The 19,146-nt window shown below is 57.8% G+C and carries 14 protein-coding genes; 5 read left to right on the forward strand and 9 right to left on the reverse strand.

Features of this window, described 5'->3' with window-relative positions; translation table 11 throughout:
* Nucleotides 1-43 precede the first annotated feature (43 nt).
* Complete coding sequence (locus tag GVL50_RS13455; RefSeq protein WP_159813525.1) at nucleotides 44-862, reverse strand: hypothetical protein; 819 nt, start codon at nucleotides 860-862, stop codon at nucleotides 44-46.
* A gap of 243 nt (nucleotides 863-1,105) precedes the next feature.
* Here GVL50_RS13455 and GVL50_RS13460 point away from each other — a divergent pair, with 243 nt between their 5' ends.
* Complete coding sequence (locus GVL50_RS13460) at nucleotides 1,106-1,762, forward strand: hypothetical protein (protein WP_008078154.1); 657 nt, start codon at nucleotides 1,106-1,108, stop codon at nucleotides 1,760-1,762.
* A gap of 64 nt (nucleotides 1,763-1,826) precedes the next feature.
* On the opposite strand, the gene GVL50_RS13465 is transcribed toward GVL50_RS13460, so the two are convergent.
* From GVL50_RS13465 to GVL50_RS13500, 8 genes are all read right to left on the reverse strand, one after another.
* Complete coding sequence (locus tag GVL50_RS13465) at nucleotides 1,827-8,741, reverse strand: TcdA/TcdB pore-forming domain-containing protein (RefSeq protein ID WP_256671862.1); 6,915 nt, start codon at nucleotides 8,739-8,741, stop codon at nucleotides 1,827-1,829.
* A gap of 639 nt (nucleotides 8,742-9,380) precedes the next feature.
* Complete coding sequence (gene cobJ, locus GVL50_RS13470; protein WP_159813529.1) at nucleotides 9,381-11,081, reverse strand: precorrin-3B C(17)-methyltransferase; 1,701 nt, start codon at nucleotides 11,079-11,081, stop codon at nucleotides 9,381-9,383.
* Nucleotides 11,081-11,815 carry a precorrin-2 C(20)-methyltransferase gene (locus tag GVL50_RS13475; protein ID WP_371925995.1) on the reverse strand — a complete coding sequence of 245 codons (735 nt, stop codon included), beginning with the start codon at nucleotides 11,813-11,815 and terminating at the stop codon, nucleotides 11,081-11,083. Before GVL50_RS13475 ends, cobJ begins: the two co-directional genes overlap by 1 nt.
* Entirely contained in the window at nucleotides 11,812-12,438 is a 627-nt protein-coding gene (locus GVL50_RS13480; protein ID WP_053116894.1) for a precorrin-8X methylmutase, read from the reverse strand. The genes GVL50_RS13475 and GVL50_RS13480 overlap by 4 nt, the downstream gene beginning before the upstream one ends.
* Complete coding sequence (cobG, locus tag GVL50_RS13485; RefSeq protein WP_159813531.1) at nucleotides 12,431-13,729, reverse strand: precorrin-3B synthase; 1,299 nt, start codon at nucleotides 13,727-13,729, stop codon at nucleotides 12,431-12,433. Before cobG ends, GVL50_RS13480 begins: the two co-directional genes overlap by 8 nt.
* A 136-nt stretch (nucleotides 13,730-13,865) precedes the next feature.
* Nucleotides 13,866-14,522 carry a hypothetical protein gene (locus tag GVL50_RS13490; RefSeq protein WP_159813533.1) on the reverse strand — a complete coding sequence of 219 codons (657 nt, stop codon included), beginning with the start codon at nucleotides 14,520-14,522 and terminating at the stop codon, nucleotides 13,866-13,868.
* Nucleotides 14,523-14,572: 50 nt separating this feature from the next.
* Nucleotides 14,573-15,391, reverse strand: a complete 819-nt coding sequence (locus GVL50_RS13495; protein ID WP_159813535.1) for a hypothetical protein — start codon at nucleotides 15,389-15,391, stop codon at nucleotides 14,573-14,575.
* Between the two features lie 146 nt (nucleotides 15,392-15,537).
* Nucleotides 15,538-16,203 (reverse strand): hypothetical protein, encoded by a 666-nt coding sequence (locus GVL50_RS13500; RefSeq protein WP_159813537.1) that lies wholly within the window; start codon nucleotides 16,201-16,203, stop codon nucleotides 15,538-15,540.
* Between the two features lie 229 nt (nucleotides 16,204-16,432).
* Here GVL50_RS13500 and cbiE point away from each other — a divergent pair, with 229 nt between their 5' ends.
* The 4 genes from cbiE to GVL50_RS13520 all read left to right on the forward strand — a co-directional run bounded on the left by cbiE (nucleotide 16,433) and on the right by GVL50_RS13520 (nucleotide 19,123).
* A complete protein-coding gene (gene cbiE / locus GVL50_RS13505; RefSeq protein WP_159813539.1) occupies nucleotides 16,433-17,644 on the forward strand; it encodes a precorrin-6y C5,15-methyltransferase (decarboxylating) subunit CbiE in 1,212 nt (403 codons plus the stop codon).
* Nucleotides 17,637-18,368, forward strand: coding sequence for a cobalt-precorrin-6A reductase (locus GVL50_RS13510; RefSeq protein ID WP_159813541.1), 732 nt, complete (start codon nucleotides 17,637-17,639; stop codon nucleotides 18,366-18,368). Before cbiE ends, GVL50_RS13510 begins: the two co-directional genes overlap by 8 nt.
* Before the next feature lie 158 nt (nucleotides 18,369-18,526).
* Nucleotides 18,527-18,829 carry a type II toxin-antitoxin system RelE/ParE family toxin gene (locus GVL50_RS13515; RefSeq protein ID WP_159813543.1) on the forward strand — a complete coding sequence of 101 codons (303 nt, stop codon included), beginning with the start codon at nucleotides 18,527-18,529 and terminating at the stop codon, nucleotides 18,827-18,829.
* 3 nt (nucleotides 18,830-18,832) lie between these two features.
* A complete protein-coding gene (locus GVL50_RS13520; protein ID WP_159813545.1) occupies nucleotides 18,833-19,123 on the forward strand; it encodes an addiction module antidote protein in 291 nt (96 codons plus the stop codon).
* Nucleotides 19,124-19,146 lie beyond the last annotated feature (23 nt).

A 19,146-nucleotide genomic window follows, 5' to 3' on the forward strand; every position in this document is an offset into this window, starting at 1 on the left:
CCGATAACTGCCGGCGATAGTGCCGGCAGCCTGTCTCTACGGATTACTTGGTTTTACGGCGCTGGAAGCGTTTGCTCAGTGCGGCCTTGAAGTGCTCGCCCAGGTACTCTTCAAGATCGCCTTTCAAGTCTGCATAACGCAACGGATTGAAAGTGATGTAAGCACTGCCGCGAAAGATGCTGCGATTGGTTGTTTTCCAGTTGAAAAACAACGGCGAAGTTTCATTCCCGCCGCCCACACTGTCGATCGACGACAGCGACGTCAGGATAATTCCATTCTTTAGTTGATCGCACGGCATTACCGCAAGCCGAACACCTTTATCCTTGGTCACTTCACGGTTCAGCAGATTGATAGCTTCCGGCTCTTTCTTCAAGGCATCCAGGGTCGAGTCGGTAATTGCCGAGAGCACTGTTGCCCCCGGAATGGCCGCTTTGGCTGCCGCGATGCCGGCCTTGACAATATCAACCACAATATTATCCATGGTCAGTTGCTGGGTGCTTTTCTTGTATACCGAATAACCGGAGTCGGCCACGAAGCAGCCGGCATCTTCCATACATTGTACAAAGGCGCGGTACCACGCTTCAGGCTCGTTCCCAGGAACTTCAAAGTTGGCTTCAAGCTTGGAGAACTTGATGATGTTTTCGATGATCGCCATGTTCTCCAGAGAGATATTGTCACCGTAACCCACCAGGGTATTGGCCAATACGATAGCGTCCAGATCCTTGGTCGGGCTGTTTGAATCCACGGCGCCGAACGCCTGCACACGGGCGCTACGGAAAACTTCCACAGACAGCGACTGGCGTTTGCCAATACGTGCCTTGACCAGTGCGTTGCTTTCTTTACACGAAATCTTGCATTCCATAAAAACTCAAACTCCTTTTGATTAATAACGCATCGAAGTGACAGCGTAAAACGAAACTAACCCATCAAACAAAAACCAACAACATCACGTTAATTCACAATGTTATTAACCACCCTAGAACGCCAACACAACCAACAAATAATTTCTCACAACAACTTCAAGCCAGAGCCAGTAATACTTGCCAATATCAACCACGACAAACAGCCACCACACCGAACAGAATCTAATCCTTAAGAGAAAACAATGAACAACGAAACACCAACGGGCATCCTCGAAAACCACAACTTGATCTCGCTCATCGGAAGCCTGCCGATAGAAGATTATGACTATCTGACGGATTGCACTCGCATCGTAACAATGCTCTCCGAAAGAAGTACCAGTCGTTTTGGCGATTCTCTGGAGTGGGCTCAAGAGTACTATTCCAACCTGCAATATTTTGGATGGAAAGCCTTGGACGGGGGGCGATATACAGAGACCCAAAAACACAATATCTCCGGGACCATCGCCGATCATTTGGTGCAAAATATTGAATTATTCAATGGCCGCCCTCAGGGAAACGCGATGATTGATACCTTGGACGCATTGAGTTCGGACGAGACGGCCCTGGTTTCATTCGATAAAGAGAGTTCCATGGGGCGGCGCTTTCAAGTGGCCCCCACTCATTATGATTCCAAAGGAAATCTTCATCTGGCGGTCTTCCAACTCGAACTGATCAGCAAAGTGAAGCAAAGCAAGTTTCTATTCTGGAAGTGGGAGGAGACCTCGACGACCCTCCTTCAACGCAAGGCTTTTTTTGTTCTTGATCGAAATATCCTTGATGAACAAAAAATGCGTCTATTTGAAGTTTTACGCAAAAAACTGACTGCACAGCGCTTTGCCTTGCGCAAGAAACGCTCATAAACCGGCCAGGAAAACCCGGTTTGGCGGCGCTGGCCAAACCGGGGCACGCACAATGGCGTCATTTTCAATCGATCAAGGCATCCAGGTCGGCAGGCGCCACCTCGACCGAATTGGTCGCACGCCCCACCAGTTCTTCCAGCGACACGCCTGTTGCGGCGGCCCCCAAATCAGCGATCGCCGCGACCAGCGCAGACACAAGCAGCGAGCGATAGCCGGCAAACGCCAGGACAACCTCGCCACGCAAGCTGACATCAGCTGCGCAGGCTTCCCGGATGATCACCGCGTGGCCACTGTCCGGTTCGATCAGCACCAGATGTTCGCCAACGATGCTCAGCAGCAACTTGCCGGGATCATCCAGCTCCCAGATCAACTTGCCGGGAATCGCTGGCTTACCGGCCAAGGCCGGTCGGCAATCGAGCACCAGCGAATCCAGCCTCAGCCAGGCTCCCCGCGACAGTCGATACGTCACGGCGCCCTGCCCCAGGCGCAATACCAGGGTTTTGACATCGTCGGGAAGCAAAGGCAAAACATCGCCGATCAACTGCTCACCCTCCAGCGTCATCACGTCAGTGTCACGTCGAGCATAAGGCAGTGGCCCGATTCGGGTTTCGCCCGGAAAGGCTTGAACCACACCCCGCGCCGGGTCATGGAGCATCAGTGCATGGCCTTGCTGCCGCGTCCCAAGCAAAGCACTGGAAGGCTGCACCAACGCACGATCAACCCCGAGCAATTGCCCGCTGGCGGCGACGTACCATTGGACTTTCTGCGGCGTGTCGACGGATAGGAAATCCACGTGTCGATGGGAGTTCGCCAGTGCCGCAAGGTCAGCCAGCAACCTGTCTTCATGCGTCGAAACCCATTGGCTTTCGACGCCGGTCAGCAACGCGGGCTGGTCCTGCTGCAAGGTCATAATCAGACCTTGCGCGGTAACGCCTCTCAGCTCTGCACCCTTGGCCGTCACATCGACAAAAGGCCAATCCGCCCACCGCCGTTGGGGTGCCGGCAGCCTGTCAGCCTGTAGCAGCCGAGTCCCCTTACCGAACGCTGCTGACAGTCGATCAGCCGCGATGAAACCCTGGCGATAGATGACACCGCTATCAACCTCGAACAACCAGGCGGCCTGCCGGTCCGGCGTAACCCCGAGCAGACGAACATGAGCACCCGGCCCCAGGTCGGCGAGCAACAAACGATCGTCGACGTACCAGGCACACAACTTTGCATCACCGGCGGCGTTGCTCAATCCCAGCAGCGCAAAACGGGTAACGGGGTGTTTCGCCGCGACCTCTGCCAAGTGCGCCCACCACTCAGGGCGCTGTTTGAACCACGATTCGGCCAGGCCACTGAGCGCCAGCTGACCATCATTCGTCACGTCGAAGCACAGCCCGTTCTCACTCAGCGCCACGTAACCGTGGTCTGTGGCCAGAATGTTTTGCAATCCGTCGACCCAGATATTTTCCTGCGACCAGTGTGCCCCCGCTTGCGCGCTCTGATTGCGCTGCAAGCGCAACAGGCGTTTGTGCAGTTTGTCGTAGACGACGAACAAATCCTGCTGCCCGCCTGACGGCACCAGCAACGACAGGTCCTGCATATTCTTGATCGAGTCGGCCCAACCGCGAGCATGGTGCCGACGCGCCGGCGGACGAATGATCAGACGATCCTCATGACGCACCCACGCCATATCGCGCTGGGTCGAATCGATCGCCCAGCAGACCGAGACGATCGGCGCCGGCTGCCAATTGACGACGACAGCGGTTGCGGTGTGTTCGCGCTCGCGCAATGTGTAGAACTCACCGAACACCAGCGACCAGTCGGACAACGTCGGTGTCGCACTGAAAAGCGCCTGCAATGCACTGTCCGGCCCGCGTACCAATGAAGTCAGATACACCTCGCCATCGCGGATCAGGTAGCTCAGCACATCTGCAGCCTGACCGGCGCGAGGTATCTCCTGCGTCACCTGTACGGCGCCACCGGCAACAGGCTCGCAGCGAGTGATGCGGCTGCCCGTGACGCTCGCCAGCAGGCGGTAGTGATGGCTGATCAGACCGGTGACGACATCGACCTGCCAGACCAGGAAACTGTCGGGTTGATAAAAGAACGCATCCTGGCCCATGACCATACCCAACTGGGCCTCATCGGCTGACGGCAGGTCTTCATCGCGAATGTAGATGAAGCGATCCTCTCGGGCGTCGTAGAACGCCGTCGTGTCGCGCGGTTGGCCAGGGTCTTCGAAGGGCACCCGATAGTTATGCACCGGCGTATAGGGCAACGCCAGGCGATGCTCATGGGCGAGTTTCTTGAAGTGCGCATGCAGCGTGCGCGGATCCATCATGCCCGGCTGCAGATCTGCTGAAACCAGCAGCAGCGTCTGCTGCGTGAAGTCGATACGCAGGACCTGATCGGCCAGTTTGAGGCTGACCTCATGCAGATTGACGTCGTCGAAGCACAGGCTCATCTCACCGATATCCAGCCGGTCGCCGAACAAGCTGAGATCAGCTTGCGTCGCCCAGCTCGCCAGCAATGTCCAGCGTGTGGTGGCCAGATGAGTGCCGGTGAATTCCAGGCTGACCCCGGGATTGAGCAGCAAGGTGCACGGCGCTCCGCAACCGGCAATGTCGTAACTGATCAAGCCGTGCCAGTTTTTCGGCAACACCGGCACCACCAGCGTTCGTTCGACAGTGTCCAGCCGCACTTCAATCGATGAGGGTTTGTAGACCGGCGCCATGTCTGCGACCAGGTACTCACTGGGAAACGAGTAGAACGAAAACAGAAACCTGCGCTTGCCATCGGCCCCGGGTTTCTCCAGGCGACGCGCCAGCTCGAAGCCTTCGGTGTGTAATTCATTGGCGAACGGAAAGGCTTTGTAGCCGTAGCCATACCAGGTTTTCGGCGTACAGGGCAGGACGATCAAGTCGCCTGCCTGCGGCGAAAAAGCCAACGTCTGCGGCAACTCCAGGCCTTGGCGAATATCCACACTACGGGTGAAATCAACCTCGTAGTCCGGAACCCCGAAATGATCACGCAGCGGAAACAGTTGAGGGCTGCCCAGACGTAGCTGACCGGTCAGCAGGTCAACGGACTCGACCACCAGCGAGGCGTGGGCCGACCACGCCTTGCTCTGCGGATCCAGACGATAACCGCCCTGCCGAACGGCTTTATCGAACTCGTAAAAGAACAACCCGACTTGCCTGGCCCGTTCAAAAATACCGGCGAATCCTTCAACCAATGCGCCGACACCGATGGCCAGTCCGCCCAGAATCACCCCGGCGCCGCCGAGCACCGCCGCCGCCGTGCCTGCGCCGGCGGCTGCCGCGATCAGTCCGGAACCGGTGACCAGCAAACTGGCGGAGTCAAACGCCAGTTGGGTGCCGAAGCGCGCCTTCTCGGCATCACTGCCCGCCTCGCTCAACTGATAGATATCAAACCCGACGTTGGCCAGCCCCAATACTGCGCCAACGCCTTCGCCGGCGACGTGCCCAAGGGCTTCGCCGATCACCGATGTACTGGTCTGGGCGATGAGTTTTTCCTGCGCCAGCGCCTGACGCACCAATTGGATGACACCGGCGATATCCACCAGGTTGCCGTGCAGCAACTGCGCGTAGTTGATGTAGGCGTGCAAACGCACCGCCATGGTCAGCTCCCGCGTATCACCCTCGCGCGAACGCAGTGCATGCATCAGTGCCTGAATGGTAAACCCGGCGTTGAGGGTGTGGACGCTGCCGGCTTCGGTCGGATCCGGCGGACTGCCAGCGGACACAGGCTGTCGGGCAAGACTGGCAAAACGCTCGCTCAAGAACTGTTTGATGCGCAAGAACCCATGATCGCGGGTGGTGACTTTCACCCACTGCTGCGGATCCTCGAGGTTGACCAGGCTGAGGTGATAGTCACCCGTCGGCGTCACTTCCAGCGAATCAAACACCGGCGCAAAGCTTGCTGTCAGTTGGTTGTCGATTTGCAGTCGGCGGGTGGCCTGCTCGATCTGTTGTGCCCACCAGTGACCGTCCAGATCACGCAGGCTGTTGCCCAGATTGATGTTGTTCACCAGCGACTGCCCGCGCGCACTGGTCAGGCGCTGGCGCCCGGGCAACAGCGGCCTTTCGCGCAGTGCTCCCGGCGCCAGCAGTTCGTTCACCTGCAACCCCGACGGCACGACGAGCGCCCCGACGCGTTCAGCATTCAGCTCGATCAGATCAAATGTCGGTGCGGACAATTCGCCGAACGTGGCGTAGTGAAGAGCCATTTCATGCTCAATGAAAAAGCGTTCCAGCGCCTCGCGAAACGGCTGCGCCTGGGCAAATTCGAAGACGCCAAAGTTGGGATCGTAAAAGTGATAGGCGCTGCCCTCGCCAGTCCGCGTTTTAGCGACCAGCATGGCGTGATTGTCAGAGTTGAGCATGATCGTGCGAGTAGCATCCGCGTCCTCCAGCAGGCCCACCACCTGCTCCAGCGTTGAACGCTCAAGGGCGCTGCCAGAATCAGCCAGGCTTTCATCGCGCAATTCTTCAAGTACTTGCAAAAACGCCATCGAGTCGCGATCAGAAGGCTCGATCACGCCCAGGTAGAAACGCTCGCGCAGGGTGTTCATGGCGTCAGCGCCCTGATGCAGGGCAGCCGCCATCACCAGTGCCAGCGGGTAGCAGCGGCCACCGATGGTGTCGCCCGCTCCTTCCAGCAACAGATCCTGAGGCACCAGTTTGGTGTCGGCACCGTGGAAGCTGTCGAGCACATCACTCAGGCGCTCGACGATACGGTCGCGAAACTCGAGCTTCGCCACCTGCTGGATGCGCGCGACATGTTCCCCCCACTGACTCAGTGTCAGTGGTTGCTCCAGCGCATACTTCTTCAACGTCAATGCCGTTTCATCGTGGGCCGGAGGCGAGGCCGGCGGGCGTTTCAGCCCGGCGAGAAACGCCGGTGCCTGACGCTTGAACAGCTCACGTTCGATGACCGCATAACGATTTGAGATGCCCAGCTCCGAAACACCGTTGGCGAGGTTATCGAGTTCCACGACAAGCGCTTCAAAGCTGTGTTTGTCCAGGCTCGGCGCACCCAGCAACGAGCCGAGCAACAGGCGCTGGCAAGGACTGAGTTGCTCTAGCCCGAACGTGCCCTTGGCGTATCGCTGCAGGAATTCATCCAGTGGCAGATCGCGGGTCTCTGCGGTAGCGCCTGAAGCAGGGGCGAAAACGTTGGTCTTCTGCGCGACAATGGCCTGACGCTGATCAAAACCCAGCGGCACCAGACGGGCAAAGCCCACGGTGCCGGTGAAGCCTTCACGCATCGCCCGCAAGAAAGGTTCGCCAAGCCCTTCGGCGAGGTTCTGAAGGATATCGGTTGCCAGCACATAACGACCTTCGATGACGGGCCAGCCTTCATCGAATTCGATGCTCTGGCGTTTGAGCAGCTCAGCGACATCGCCGACATAGCGGGCCTTGAATACGCCTTCCTGCGATTTTTTCTGTTCACTCAAACGCCACTGTTCGAAGTCAGAAAACTTCTCGTGCCAGCTGTGATCCTGCTCTTCTTCAGTGAAGTAGTTGAACCCGTCCTGCAACTTCGCCTGCTTGCTGAACACCGCTGCAGCGCGGGGCGTGAAATGGGCTGCTTCGTAGACTGACATCCCCGTGCGCATTACGCCCGGCCCGGTCAAATGAATGGTGCCTTTGGCATTGGGTGTCACCCCTTCGCCAAAGTAACCGAGGAGATCTTGTATTCGAGCCTGAAGGTAGTGCTGAATTTCACGAGGTAGCTCATTAAACCCCGGTGCGCCAACGATCACATCAGTAGCAATCCGAATTTGGGTGTCAACGTCGAGCGCAGGTACTCGCTGCTCAATCAATGCATCTCTGTACTGATCCATCAACTCGTACATGAATCGCACACGCGATGTAACAGCCTCCAAACTCGCCGCGCCTGCGTGAGCGATCAAAAAAGCATTGGTCAAAGCGGAATTATCAACGTAAGCAGCCCGCAATGCGTCGGGAATGGCTACACGAGGTTCGGGGGCGGCAAACACGTCCTTCAACAAAGGGCCGCTGGCAGCAAACGCCTCAATTTCAGGTAATAACTCCGCCGGAATATCCTCTGCATAACTGTTGTAGCGGTCGCGCAAAGCCTGACGACCGGGCATAAAATGCGGGTTACGATCAAGGATCAATTGCAGTACCGCCAGCGCGGGCTTAGCTCCCCGGATCATATCGACGTGAACTTCGCCCAGCATCTTCTTGAACGGCGGCAAGTAATCTACATCGCTGTAAGTTCCGCCTTCATTGAATAACACCTGGTAGCGTAGAACATCGCCCGCCGCCGCCAGATTGCCACGCATGTTCAATTCACGCTCATAGATATCCACAAGCGGGAATGAATAGTCCTTCTCACGCACATCAACTAACCGCAACAAATCCTGGTTCATGGCCTGCAGTGTCACCAGGTTCTTCTGCCGCAGCTCACGTAGCCTTGTTTCGTCCTGACCGTAAGCACGTACCAGCAAGTCTATTCGCGCTTCATCGGCGCCAGATTTTCCCGCCTGCACATGCCCGAACAGTTGTAGTTTCAAAACTTCCAGACGCGCTTCGTAGAGATCGGCCAAATCAAATCCCGAGGAAACGCTTGCGCCTCCGGCCGCCATGGCATCAGCCTTTGCCGCTTCCACCACAATCCGATTGGTTTCATGAACCAGCAGTGCATCACTGTCGTACCAAAGCTTGAAGGCATAGCCTTCGGGGCCCAGCACCTGCGTCCAGACATTGATGTAATCACGCTGGATATCGCCGATGCCGCCGCCAAGCCAGACAAAGTGCTGCAACTTCACCACTTCCCTGGCCGAGGCATTCAGTTGCTCGACGCTGTTGGCCAGGCGAGTGGCGTATTCATCGATTCTGTTGCTGATAACCGTCAGCTCCGCATCAGCCTTGGTTTCTTCCGCTACAGGAGCAGCGGGCTCTGTTGAACGTCGACGGCGACCACCAGGAGAATCAGTCAACGAGGCAAGCGCCTGCTGTAACAATCTCAACGGCTCAAGTAATTCAGAGGCCGTATCTGCCGCAACGCAGCCGGCGTAATAACGCAAGATCGCGTCATGCTGCTTACTGCTTTTATAGGCCGACAATGCATCTTCCAGCGTTTGCAGTTTAAAAAGTTCTACAAATTCAACATAGCCGTTCGCCGGCGAGACTTCTGACTCACTCATACACTAAAACCCCTTTTATCAACCATTGACTTGAAGTAACACAAGGCCGCTTTGACCTTTTGAACAAGGAAAAACTATTCCTCCCCGCCAACGCGATCAAGCCACAAGGAATTCAATTGTTTTCAGGAACACGGCTACATGTCGAATCAATAAACAGCGGCATGGAAATACAATAAACAATATGAATTTCAAGCCAGCACGCAAATAGCGCTCACAGCGTAAAACAACAAAAACATTACTTACATCTGCAATCAGTCTGAAACAACTTCAATCAAGGCAGTAAATAAACTGACAACCCAATGTAAAAAAACCTGCACCCGCCAGCTGGCTTTACGTCGGCATTCAGGAAGATGCCTACAGCGATAAGCGAATAAATACCTGAGCGAGGCTGACGCAGGAAGGGATAGGCGGCCCAGCGCGGGCCGCATGATTTCAGGAGGCGGGTTTTTCACCGTACCAGCGTGGGGTGTAAACCCAGCTGCTACCGTCGGCACGCGGGAACGTGCAGGTGGTGGACGAACCGATCAGCACCATCGTGCGCATGTCCACCTGATCCGGGGTCAGCGCCCCCAGCGTCGTGGCGCGCAGTGTCTGCCCTGGGCGGCCGATGTCGCGCCCCAGTACCACCGGGGTTTGCGCTGTGCGGTGCTGGCCGACGATTTCCAGCGCGCGGCCCAACTGCCACGGCCGAGCCTTAGAGATCGGGTTGTAGAAGGCCAAGGCCAGATCCGCCTCCGCAGCCAGGTCCAGACGTTTCTCGATGATCGACCACGGCTTGAGGTTGTCCGACAGCGACATCACACAGAAGTCGTGGCCAAGCGGCGCACCGGCCTGTGCGGCGGTGGCCAGCGAAGCGGAAACGCCGGGAAGAATTTCCAGATCGACGCTGTGCCAGGCCGGATCATCCGACTCGTGCAGCGCTTCGAGCACCGCCGCCGCCATGGCGAATACGCCCGGATCACCCGACGACACCACGATCACCGAACGGCCCTCGGCCGCCAGCCTGAAGGCGTGGCGGGCGCGCTGCATTTCTTCGCGGTTGTCGGTGCAATGTTGCACCTGGTCATCGCGGAACGGGCCGGCCATGCGTACGTAGGTTTCATAACCGAGCACGTCGGTGCAGCGCGCCAGTTCGGCTTTGACCGCCGGCACCATCAGTTCGGCAGCGCCGGGGCCGAGGCCAATGACGGCGAGACGCCCGCGTCGACGACCGATCGTTGCAACGTCCAGCGGTTGCTCGGCAATTGCGACGGCAAGGTTGTCGGCAGTGACGATCTTCGCGTCAGATACGGCAACGGCTGCCAATGCGGCAAGGTCACTTTGCGCGGCGACAAACCGCAGCGGTACGCCGAGTTCAAGCGCCGCCTCGTGCAAGTTCATCGAGGCCATTTCAGTGTCGGCGGCCAGCAGGCAGGCGAGCGATGGCAGCGCAATGTTCGCGTGCAGCAACGCCGCGCGAACGACTTCCGGCAGATCCCCAACGTCGGCACTGATCGCCACCGCCACACTGCGCGGATAGATCAGCAATTCATTGGCGCTCGCTTGACGCGCGGCACTGCCCACATGAATCGAACGCTGCGCCTGTGGATCTTTCGGCAACTGCGCCTGATCCAGCCACGGCGCCGCGCCTTCGATACGCACGCTGTGCCCGGCCAACAGATCCGATACAAAGCGCTTGCCCGACTCCAGGTCCGCCAGCGCATAACCGCTGGGCGGGTTGAGCAGGCACGTGCCAAAGCGCAATTCGCCGCTGGTGGTGATGGCGGCGGCGACTTGCAACGCCGCCGCGATTTCCCGCGCCATGACATTCACCCCGCCGAGGCCGCCGAGCAGCGGCACCACCGCGCTGCCATCTTCAGCCACTGCGAGCACGGCAGGTTCGGCGCCCTTCTCCAGCAACAGCGGAGCCAGTGTGCGAATAACGATGCCTGCCGCACACAGGGCAATGATCGGCGTGTTGTGCTGATACAGATCGCGCAAGGTCGCGCCGAATTCCTGATAACTGCAATCGGCGCCTTCAACGCGCCCGGCGAGGCCGTGGATCTGCGCCGCCGGATAGACCTGCTGAATGCGACGGGCCGTGGCCAGGCTGGCCTGACCAAGAATGACGATCGCGGGTATTGAGTGAGTCATCAGCCCTGCCACCGTTCGCCCGGCACGATAATCAGCGAGAAATATGGCGAGGACATCGGCTCAACCTGATCCATCGGCACGATCTTCTGATTGGCCATGGTCGCGCGCTCAACGTACAACGCACGCTCGGTCAGACCGAGTTCTTCCAGCACCTGACGCACTTTCGGGAAGTTGCGCCCAAGCTTCATGATCACGGCGGCGTCAGCATCGGCCAGACGTCGCTTCAATTCTTCATGGGGCAACACGCCGGAGAGCACCGACAGGCTTTGATTGCGATACACCAACGGCGCGCCCAGCACCGAAGCGCCACCGAGCATCGAGCAAACGCCCGGCACCACTTGCGCTTCATAGCGCGTGGCGAGGCGATCGTGCAGGTACATGTAGGAGCCGTAGAAGAACGGATCACCTTCGCAAATCACCGCGACATCGCGACCGGCATCGAGATGCGCGGCGACGGTTTCGGCGGCTTCATCGTAGAAATCGCTGATGACTTGTTCGTAAGAAAGCGGCGCCGGCAATGCTTCGGTAGTCACCGGATACACCAGCGGCAGCAGGTTCTGCGCTTCTTGCAGGTGCGCTTCGATGATGCCGAACGCGTTGCCCTTTTTGCCCTTGGCGACGAAGTACGCGACCACTGGCGATTCGCGCAGCAAGCGCAGCGCCTTGACGGTAATCAGTTCCGGATCACCGGGGCCGACGCCCAGGCCAATCAAACGTCCTTTAGCCTGCATCATTCAATCTCCGTGGCGAGGGCATTGACGGCGGCGGCGGCCATGGCGCTGCCACCGAGGCGGCCTTGCATGATCACGAACGGCACGCCACGGCTGTCGGCGGCCAGTGCCGCTTTCGATTCGGCGGCGCCGACGAAGCCGACCGGGAAGCCCAGAATCAGCGCCGGTTTTGGTGCGCCGGCATCGAGCATTTCCAGCAGATAGAACAGCGCAGTCGGCGCGTTGCCGATCACCACAACACTGCCTTCAAGGTGCGGACGCCACAGTTCCAGCGCAGCGGCGGAACGAGTGTTGCCCAGCTCGCGCGCCAGCTCCGGCACGCTGTCGTCGCGCAAGGTGCAGATCACTTCGTTGTTGGCCGGCAGGCGCGCGCGGGTCACGCCTTCGGAGACCATCCGCGCATCACACAGAATCGGCGCACCGGCGGCCAGCGCCTCGCGCCCGGCCTTGCCCGCGCCTTCGGAAAACTGCAGACCGTCGATGGCCTCGACCATGCCGCAGGCGTGAATCACCCGCACCGCGAGTTTTTCCAGATCGGCCGGGATTCGCGCGAGGTTGGCTTCGCTGCGAATGATCGCGAAGGAGTTGCGATAGATCTCCTGACCGTCGCGAATGTAATCAAGCATCAAGGGGGCTCCGGGAGCGGGCGTCGAGCAGGGTCGCGGCCGCTTCAATAGTAAGATTGCGTGCGTGCAACGCGCCGAAACCCGGCAGCGTTGCATCGCGAAAATAGAGGTCGTAATGACCGGGGCTGACCGCCAGCAACGTCACCGGCGCACGGTGCGCGGCGGCGCAGGAACGCGAGCAACCGGACAGGTGCACGCTGAGCGCCGAGGGCAGCAGCGTCGCCAGATGGCGGGCGTCCTGTTTGGTATCGGCGAGACCTTTGCCGCAGCCGTTGGATCCGGTACAGGCAATCAGGCGCGACAGCGGTTCGCTCGGCTCGGTCAGCAGGTTGAGTTGCTTGAGGCCTTGCAGCACCTCGGCGGCGTCAGTGATTTTGACGTCGGGTAGCAACAGGCTTTGCCACGGGGTGAAACGCAGGTGGCCGTTGCCGAACTGGCGAGCCAGTTGTGCAACACCGCGCAGCATTGTCGGATCGAGACGACCGAGCGCTGGTACGGCGCCGATGTACACCAAATCCGAGGTATTTTGCGGATGAACGCCGATGTGCAGATTGTCCGCTGCCGGCGGGCGCTGCCAATCGCTGACAGCTTGCAGGGTGACCCGCTGAGCGAGTTTTTCAAGAAACAGCTCAGGCGTCATTTCGCTGAGCAAATGGCGCATCCGCGTTTGCTCAGGGCGCGCCAGTTCAAGGAACAATTCGAGCACCGCGACCACCAGCGCATGGCCGTTATCCAGTGCCACCGCACCAAGCGCACAATCCGTCGGGCAACCGGCCAGACCGAATGCCAGCAATGTCTCGCCGTCCCTTTTGAAGGCCGACAACCACAGATCATGCGGATGTTCGAGCATCGCCAAGGCTTCAGCGCCGTCCAGTTGCACGGCGAACTTGGCGCTCAATTCATGAAAGCGCGGATGATTTTGCAGGGTGTCGAGGATCTGTTCGGCAAGCGGACGAGTGTCGAATTGCATCTGCTGGTCGATCCCGGCAGCCGGGCTGAGCATCAGGTTGCGCACGTCGTCGCCGGCGGCGGATCGCGGGCCGAGGCCGGCAGCCAACAGGCTGTCGATCAATGCAGAGGACTGCGCGCCGATCCCGCGAATCTGCAGATTGGCGCGGTTGGTCGCCTCGATGGCGCCGCTGGCGAACTGTTGTGCCGCATCCGCCACCGCATCTGCCTGATCGACACTGATCGAGCCACCGTTGAGTTTGATCCGACAGATCCCGCCATCCAATGCCTGAACGATACGCAGCAACCCCGGACAAGCCGAGGGGCGTATGGCAGTGGACATCGGGCGTTCGTTCAAGGGGCGAACCGGTTGCGAGGGAAAGGCGCGGTATTATGCCTGCTTTGTTCACCGGCATGAAAAGTCTGCCCGTCGGTTTTGCAAGACATATCCCTCGACGGGCATTGCCCTCGCGGGCATTTCAGGCCAGCGCGATGATCTGCTCTTGGCGGCGCTCGCCCAGTAACGAAATAACCTTGGCCCGGGAAAAACCATAATCCTCGGGATCGATCAGCGCTTTGTAGCCTTCGACAAACACGCGGCCCTGGATACTTTTGTTATTGAAACGATGATAAAGCACATTATCGACGACGATTTCTGCAACTTCAAAAGACACGACCACAGTCGACACCGCTGTCCCGGAAGAAACAAAGCCCAACATAAATCTTATGCAATTCCCCTCTAACAAAACATGTGGCTGGATACTCTGATTAGCAACCGCAGCGGAGACTTGCTTCAACTGCAACTCGATCGCTGAAGCGCACACGCGTGTGACCGTCGCGGGAATCCAGCTGTGCAGAAGTCTGGTTGCCAACTCCAACACGGTAAAGCTTTCAGGCAAAGGCGCCGGAAAATTTACGCCCGGGTTGTCCAGCAACAGGGCACCGGTGGCTCTCAATGCCATGTTATTAGCGTGGGCCCATGACTCAACGTCGCGGCCATCGGACACTTTATGGGAGGCGACTGTTTGAGCATACAGCAGCGCATCAAGGCTATCGGATCGGTCTGCTGCGGATAATTCGTCCGCCACCAGAATGACCGCGCCGGCGCAGACGAAAGTTTTAAATCCTGTGTTCATTTTCAGCTTCCTGGAAAGCCAGAGACTCGCGTCTCTGGCTTTATTTAAACTCAGGCCTTTGTACCGAACTCATAGCTAAGCGCTTTTTCACGCTGCTCGGTCAGCGCTTTGACAATCAGCGGCTCGACCATCAAGTAATCCTCTTCATCCATGTGCATGGTGGCCGCGCCGTTATAGATTTCAACCGCCGAAGTAGCCCACTCGATAAACAACACTTTGGTCGGTTGCGCAGTGGCGAGGTATTGCACGGCTGCAACGGCCAGGGTAATGCCACCGTCGGTATCTTCCAGGGCACTGGACATGCAGAAGTTGCCACCTTCGGCTTTCTTCGAGTTGTTTTCAAAAAGCTTCAATGCTTCAGGCTCGTTCTTCAGTGCATCCATGGTTGCATCGGCGACAGTCGACAGCACCTTCAATGCTGTCTGACCTTGGCCAATGGCTGCACCCACTGCCCCATGAATAATGGTCAAGGCAACATTGTCCATCGTGAGCTTTTGCGAAGAAGCACTGTAGCGATTATACGGCTGGCTGAAGGCGAACCATCCGGTCAACTTCATCAGTCGCATGAACTCGTTGTATCGTTGTTCTTTCTGGCTGGCCGCCGGAAATTTGAGCAGGGCCACCAGGTCGGCATACATGTACGTATTCTTGACGATACGCTTGCTGCGCTTGGACATGCTCGCATCAAAACCTGCGATACCCGACCCCATGATGGCGGCGTTAAGTTCATCCTTGTCAATCGGCAAGTTCGCAGCGGCCCGAACGGTGCGCGCATGCATTACTGGTTGTGCCGCGACAAACTCATTGCACTCCGTAATTAATGCAACACGTTGAGCAGCAGAAGTTACCTGTTCTTTTACTTCACTCATGACTATTGATTCCCTGCAATTATTTAAACGCCGTCTTGGCGTAAAACCAAATTAGCCCCGCGTTTAAAATTAATCAACTTCCGTTCCATTCAATTCATTTCAGCTGTCACGCCAACACAAAAAATCGTTCTATCTCCAGCCACCACTTAACGCGTCAGTTCAATTTCCGTCGTACGCATTTCAAGCACCGCTTCGCTTAATCGTGCGCGATACTCTTCCATCTGTCGCGGTTTGATTGCAAAGCGCCTGGACTGGATATCAAGTTGCGCACCGCTGTGCTGTACCGTCCAGAACAGATAATTTGAACTCCAGTCAGCTTGCAGAAAGCGCACGTTGCTAATCACGATCTCCAACTCTTTTTGCGCGTTGTATTGCGCTGGGGAAAAACGAAAGTCTGCCCATGCGCGCGCGCCATCGGATAACACATCGATTCCAGCCGGGCTAGACTCAAGTAACTGAAAGGTCTCTTTCATTGCGGCAATTTTTGATCGGCTTATCAGCGTCGACACCGATTTTGCCCACTTGTCCAACACGTTCCCTGTAAAGTTTTTGTCGGCAACAATTACCGGTTCGTATTCCAACCCCCAACCAACAGACCACAGAACGCCAGAGTAAAATTCGAACCATGCCACAGGTTCATGTTTTCTGTTATAGCGTTGATCCGCTCTAAACTCCGCCCAGCGCATACTGTCTTTAATAAACCGTTGATCTATCTTGGCCACACCCGAGAGAAACGACAGTAAATTGCCTCCCATTACGACTGAAGCACCGCCATCAAGTAAAGCACTTGCAGCCCGTTGCATCTCACTCATATCTACACTCCTGTATATTTAAGGTGCCTTGCCTGGCACTCATTATCACTGCCTGTTCAGCTATAAACGGCAGCTCATCGCGCTGAGAATAACAACCTCAAATCAATTCCAATATAAGCAACTAAAACAATTAGTGTCCGCTCGCCAATTAACAGATTGAAAGCAGTCAGTTGGCAGCCATCGCGCTATCATGTCGCCGGATAATGGCAAGCACACGATTGAGGAAGGTATGGCCCCTTGGCTGACGGTTGTAGGCATCGCTGAAGATGGCTTTAAAGGCCTTGGTAAAAACGCCCGGCGCGCCCTGATGAACGCCTCGCGGATTATCGGTGGCCAGCGTCAGCTGGATTTGCTGCCGGTGTGCATTCGCGGCGAACGCCAGTTGTGGCCGAGCCCGTTTTCTCTCGCGCCGGTGCTTGAGCAGCGCGGCGAAGCGGTCTGTGTGTTGGCCAGTGGTGATCCGATGTTCTACGGCGTTGGCGCCAGTCTCGCGCGGCAGGTGCCGAGTGATGAAATGCTGATTTTGCCCGCGCCCTCTTCTTGCTCGCTGGCGGCGGCAAGGCTGGGCTGGCCGTTGCAGGAAGTGAGCATCGTGTCGTTGGTGGCGCGGCCACTGGCAGCGCTCAATGCGCAGTTGTTCAGCGGCGTGCGGTTGCTGCTGTTGAGCAATGACGGACAGAGCCCGGCGGCGGTTGCGCAATTGCTGCGTGAACGCGGCTTTGGTTCGAGTCGCATGAGCGTGTTCGAACACTTGGGTGGCGATGCCGAGCAACGGATCGACGCCAGCGCCCACGACTGGAACCTTGCCTCGACTGCCGACCTCAACGTGATCGCCATCGAATGCCGCGCCGACGCCAACACGCCACGTTTGTCGCGCCTTGCCGGCCTGCCGGACTCGGCGTTCAAACATGACGGCCAACTGACCAAACGCGACGTGCGTGCCATCACCCTCGCCCGCCTCGCCCCGACGCCCGGTGAATTGCTTTGGGACGTCGGCGCCGGCAGCGGCTCGATCGGCATCGAATGGATGCGCGCACATCCGAGCTGCCGCGCGCTGGCTATCGAAGCCGATGACGGTCGTCAGCAATTGATCGAGCTCAACCGCGATGCGTTGGGTGTGCCCGGTTTGCAGTTGATTCGCGGCAAGGCGCCCCAAGCGCTGCAAGGTCTGGAGCGCCCGGATGCGATTTTCATCGGCGGCGGCGTCACCCGTGAGGGCGTGCTTGAAACGTGCTGGGAATGGCTCAAACCCGGCGGGCGTCTGGTGGCCAATGCCGTGACACTGCAAAGTGAAGTCACCCTGATGAGCTGGCGCGAACGTTTCGGCGGTGAGCTGACGCGTATTCATGTCGCGCAGGCGCAGCCGCTGGGCGAGTTTGATACGTGGCGACAAGCGTTGCCGATCACTTTGCTTGATCTGGTTAAACCCTTCGATGCGTAAACGAATCCTGCTGCTCGGCGGCGTCACCGAAGCGCTGGCCATCGCCCGCACGCTGGGGCCGGAGCACATTTACAGCCTCGCCGGTGTCGGCCGTGTACCGACCGATCTGACCTGTCAGGTACGCGTCGGTGGTTATGGCGGTGCCGAAGGTCTGGCGCAGTTCATTCGCGCCGAAGGCATCCACCTATTGCTCGACGCCACGCACCCCTACGCCGCACAAATCAGTCAGAACGCCGCCACCGCCGCGCATCTGACCGGTATCCCGTGCTGGGCCCTGCGCCGGCCGGCGTGGCAGCCGCAAGCGGGCGATGACTGGCGCGAAGTCAGCGACTGGGCGGAGCTGATCGATGCCCTCAAACCCTTCCGACGTCCGCTGTTCACCCTTGGCCGAGAACCGTTGCAGCACCTCGACGAGATCCCCGCCGAGCAATTCTGGACGCTGCGCGCCCTCGACGTTTATCCCGGCAACGAACGCTGCGAAGTCATCGGCGCGCGCGGGCCGTTCCTGATCGACGATGAACGCGCCTTGTTCGAACGCCGGCAGATCGATGTGCTGATCAGCAAAAACAGCGGCAGCACCGCCACCGAGCCGAAACTGGAAGTGGCACGCGAGCGTGGGGCGCCGGTGCTGGTGTTGAAGCGGCCGGTGTTGCCGGGGGTTGATCGGGCGTTTGGGTCGGCGTCTGAAGTCCTCGCGGCCCTCACGACGCAAGACTTTTCCTAACTTTCAATTTTTCTGCGAATTTGCCTGCAATTTTTGAGGACGCAGCCGACTGTTCTTCACTACACCTTCCCCCCAATACTTCGGTTCCTTTAATCCCGACAAGCAGACAGCCAAGAAAAGCGGCTTGCCAGCTTGTATCCCAAGGAATACGATTCAGAATGATCGTCGTTGAACGAACCCGCCTTTTTTCCGAATGGCTCGACTCCTTGAAAGACATCATCGGTAAAGGCCGAATCATCTCCAGACTCAAGGCAGCTGGACATGGCAACTTTGGCGACTGCGGGTTTGTAGGTGATACCGTTTATGAAATGCGCGTTCATTACGGCCCTGGTTACAGGATGTACTTCACACGTAAAGGCGAAGTGGTTTATCTGCTGTTGATCGGGGGCGACAAATCGACACAAAAGAGAGATATCAAACGCGCCGTGCAGATGGCGCATAACATCGGAAATGAGGAGTGAATCATGACCGAAGAATTCGCCCGTTTTGACGCTGCCGAATACCTCAAAACTCCCGAGGATATGGCGGCATATCTAGACGCCTGTTTTGATGACGATGAAGGCGATGGCGTTCTGATCCGTGCAGCGCTCAATGACATCGCCCGCGCTCAAGGCATGACGCAAGTGGCACGGGATGCAGGTTTGGGTCGCGAAAGTCTCTATAAAGCGCTGAGTAGCACTGGCAACCCTGAATTCGCGACTATCATGAAAGTCATGAAGGCACTCGGTATGAGGTTGCATGCCGTTGCGTTTTGAAAAACGCTGCGACACCAAACCGC

This window comes from Pseudomonas sp. 18058, assembly GCF_902706155.1.
Classification (GTDB): domain Bacteria; phylum Pseudomonadota; class Gammaproteobacteria; order Pseudomonadales; family Pseudomonadaceae; genus Aquipseudomonas; species Aquipseudomonas rustica.

Excerpts from the sequence above, each read along its gene's own strand:
- GVL50_RS13455 (WP_159813525.1), bottom strand. The coding sequence starts at position 862 with ATGGAATGCAAGATTTCGTGTAAAGAAAGCAACGCACTGGTCAAGGCA.
- GVL50_RS13460 (WP_008078154.1), top strand. The coding sequence starts at position 1,106 with ATGAACAACGAAACACCAACGGGCATCCTCGAAAACCACAACTTGATC.
- cobJ (WP_159813529.1), bottom strand. The coding sequence starts at position 11,081 with ATGACTCACTCAATACCCGCGATCGTCATTCTTGGTCAGGCCAGCCTG.
- GVL50_RS13475 (WP_371925995.1), bottom strand. The coding sequence starts at position 11,815 with ATGATGCAGGCTAAAGGACGTTTGATTGGCCTGGGCGTCGGCCCCGGT.
- GVL50_RS13480 (WP_053116894.1), bottom strand. The coding sequence starts at position 12,438 with ATGCTTGATTACATTCGCGACGGTCAGGAGATCTATCGCAACTCCTTC.
- cobG (WP_159813531.1), bottom strand. The coding sequence starts at position 13,729 with ATGTCCACTGCCATACGCCCCTCGGCTTGTCCGGGGTTGCTGCGTATC.
- GVL50_RS13490 (WP_159813533.1), bottom strand. The coding sequence starts at position 14,522 with ATGAACACAGGATTTAAAACTTTCGTCTGCGCCGGCGCGGTCATTCTG.
- GVL50_RS13495 (WP_159813535.1), bottom strand. The coding sequence starts at position 15,391 with ATGAGTGAAGTAAAAGAACAGGTAACTTCTGCTGCTCAACGTGTTGCA.
- GVL50_RS13500 (WP_159813537.1), bottom strand. The coding sequence starts at position 16,203 with ATGAGTGAGATGCAACGGGCTGCAAGTGCTTTACTTGATGGCGGTGCT.
- cbiE (WP_159813539.1), top strand. The coding sequence starts at position 16,433 with ATGGCCCCTTGGCTGACGGTTGTAGGCATCGCTGAAGATGGCTTTAAA.
- GVL50_RS13510 (WP_159813541.1), top strand. The coding sequence starts at position 17,637 with ATGCGTAAACGAATCCTGCTGCTCGGCGGCGTCACCGAAGCGCTGGCC.
- GVL50_RS13515 (WP_159813543.1), top strand. The coding sequence starts at position 18,527 with ATGATCGTCGTTGAACGAACCCGCCTTTTTTCCGAATGGCTCGACTCC.
- GVL50_RS13520 (WP_159813545.1), top strand. The coding sequence starts at position 18,833 with ATGACCGAAGAATTCGCCCGTTTTGACGCTGCCGAATACCTCAAAACT.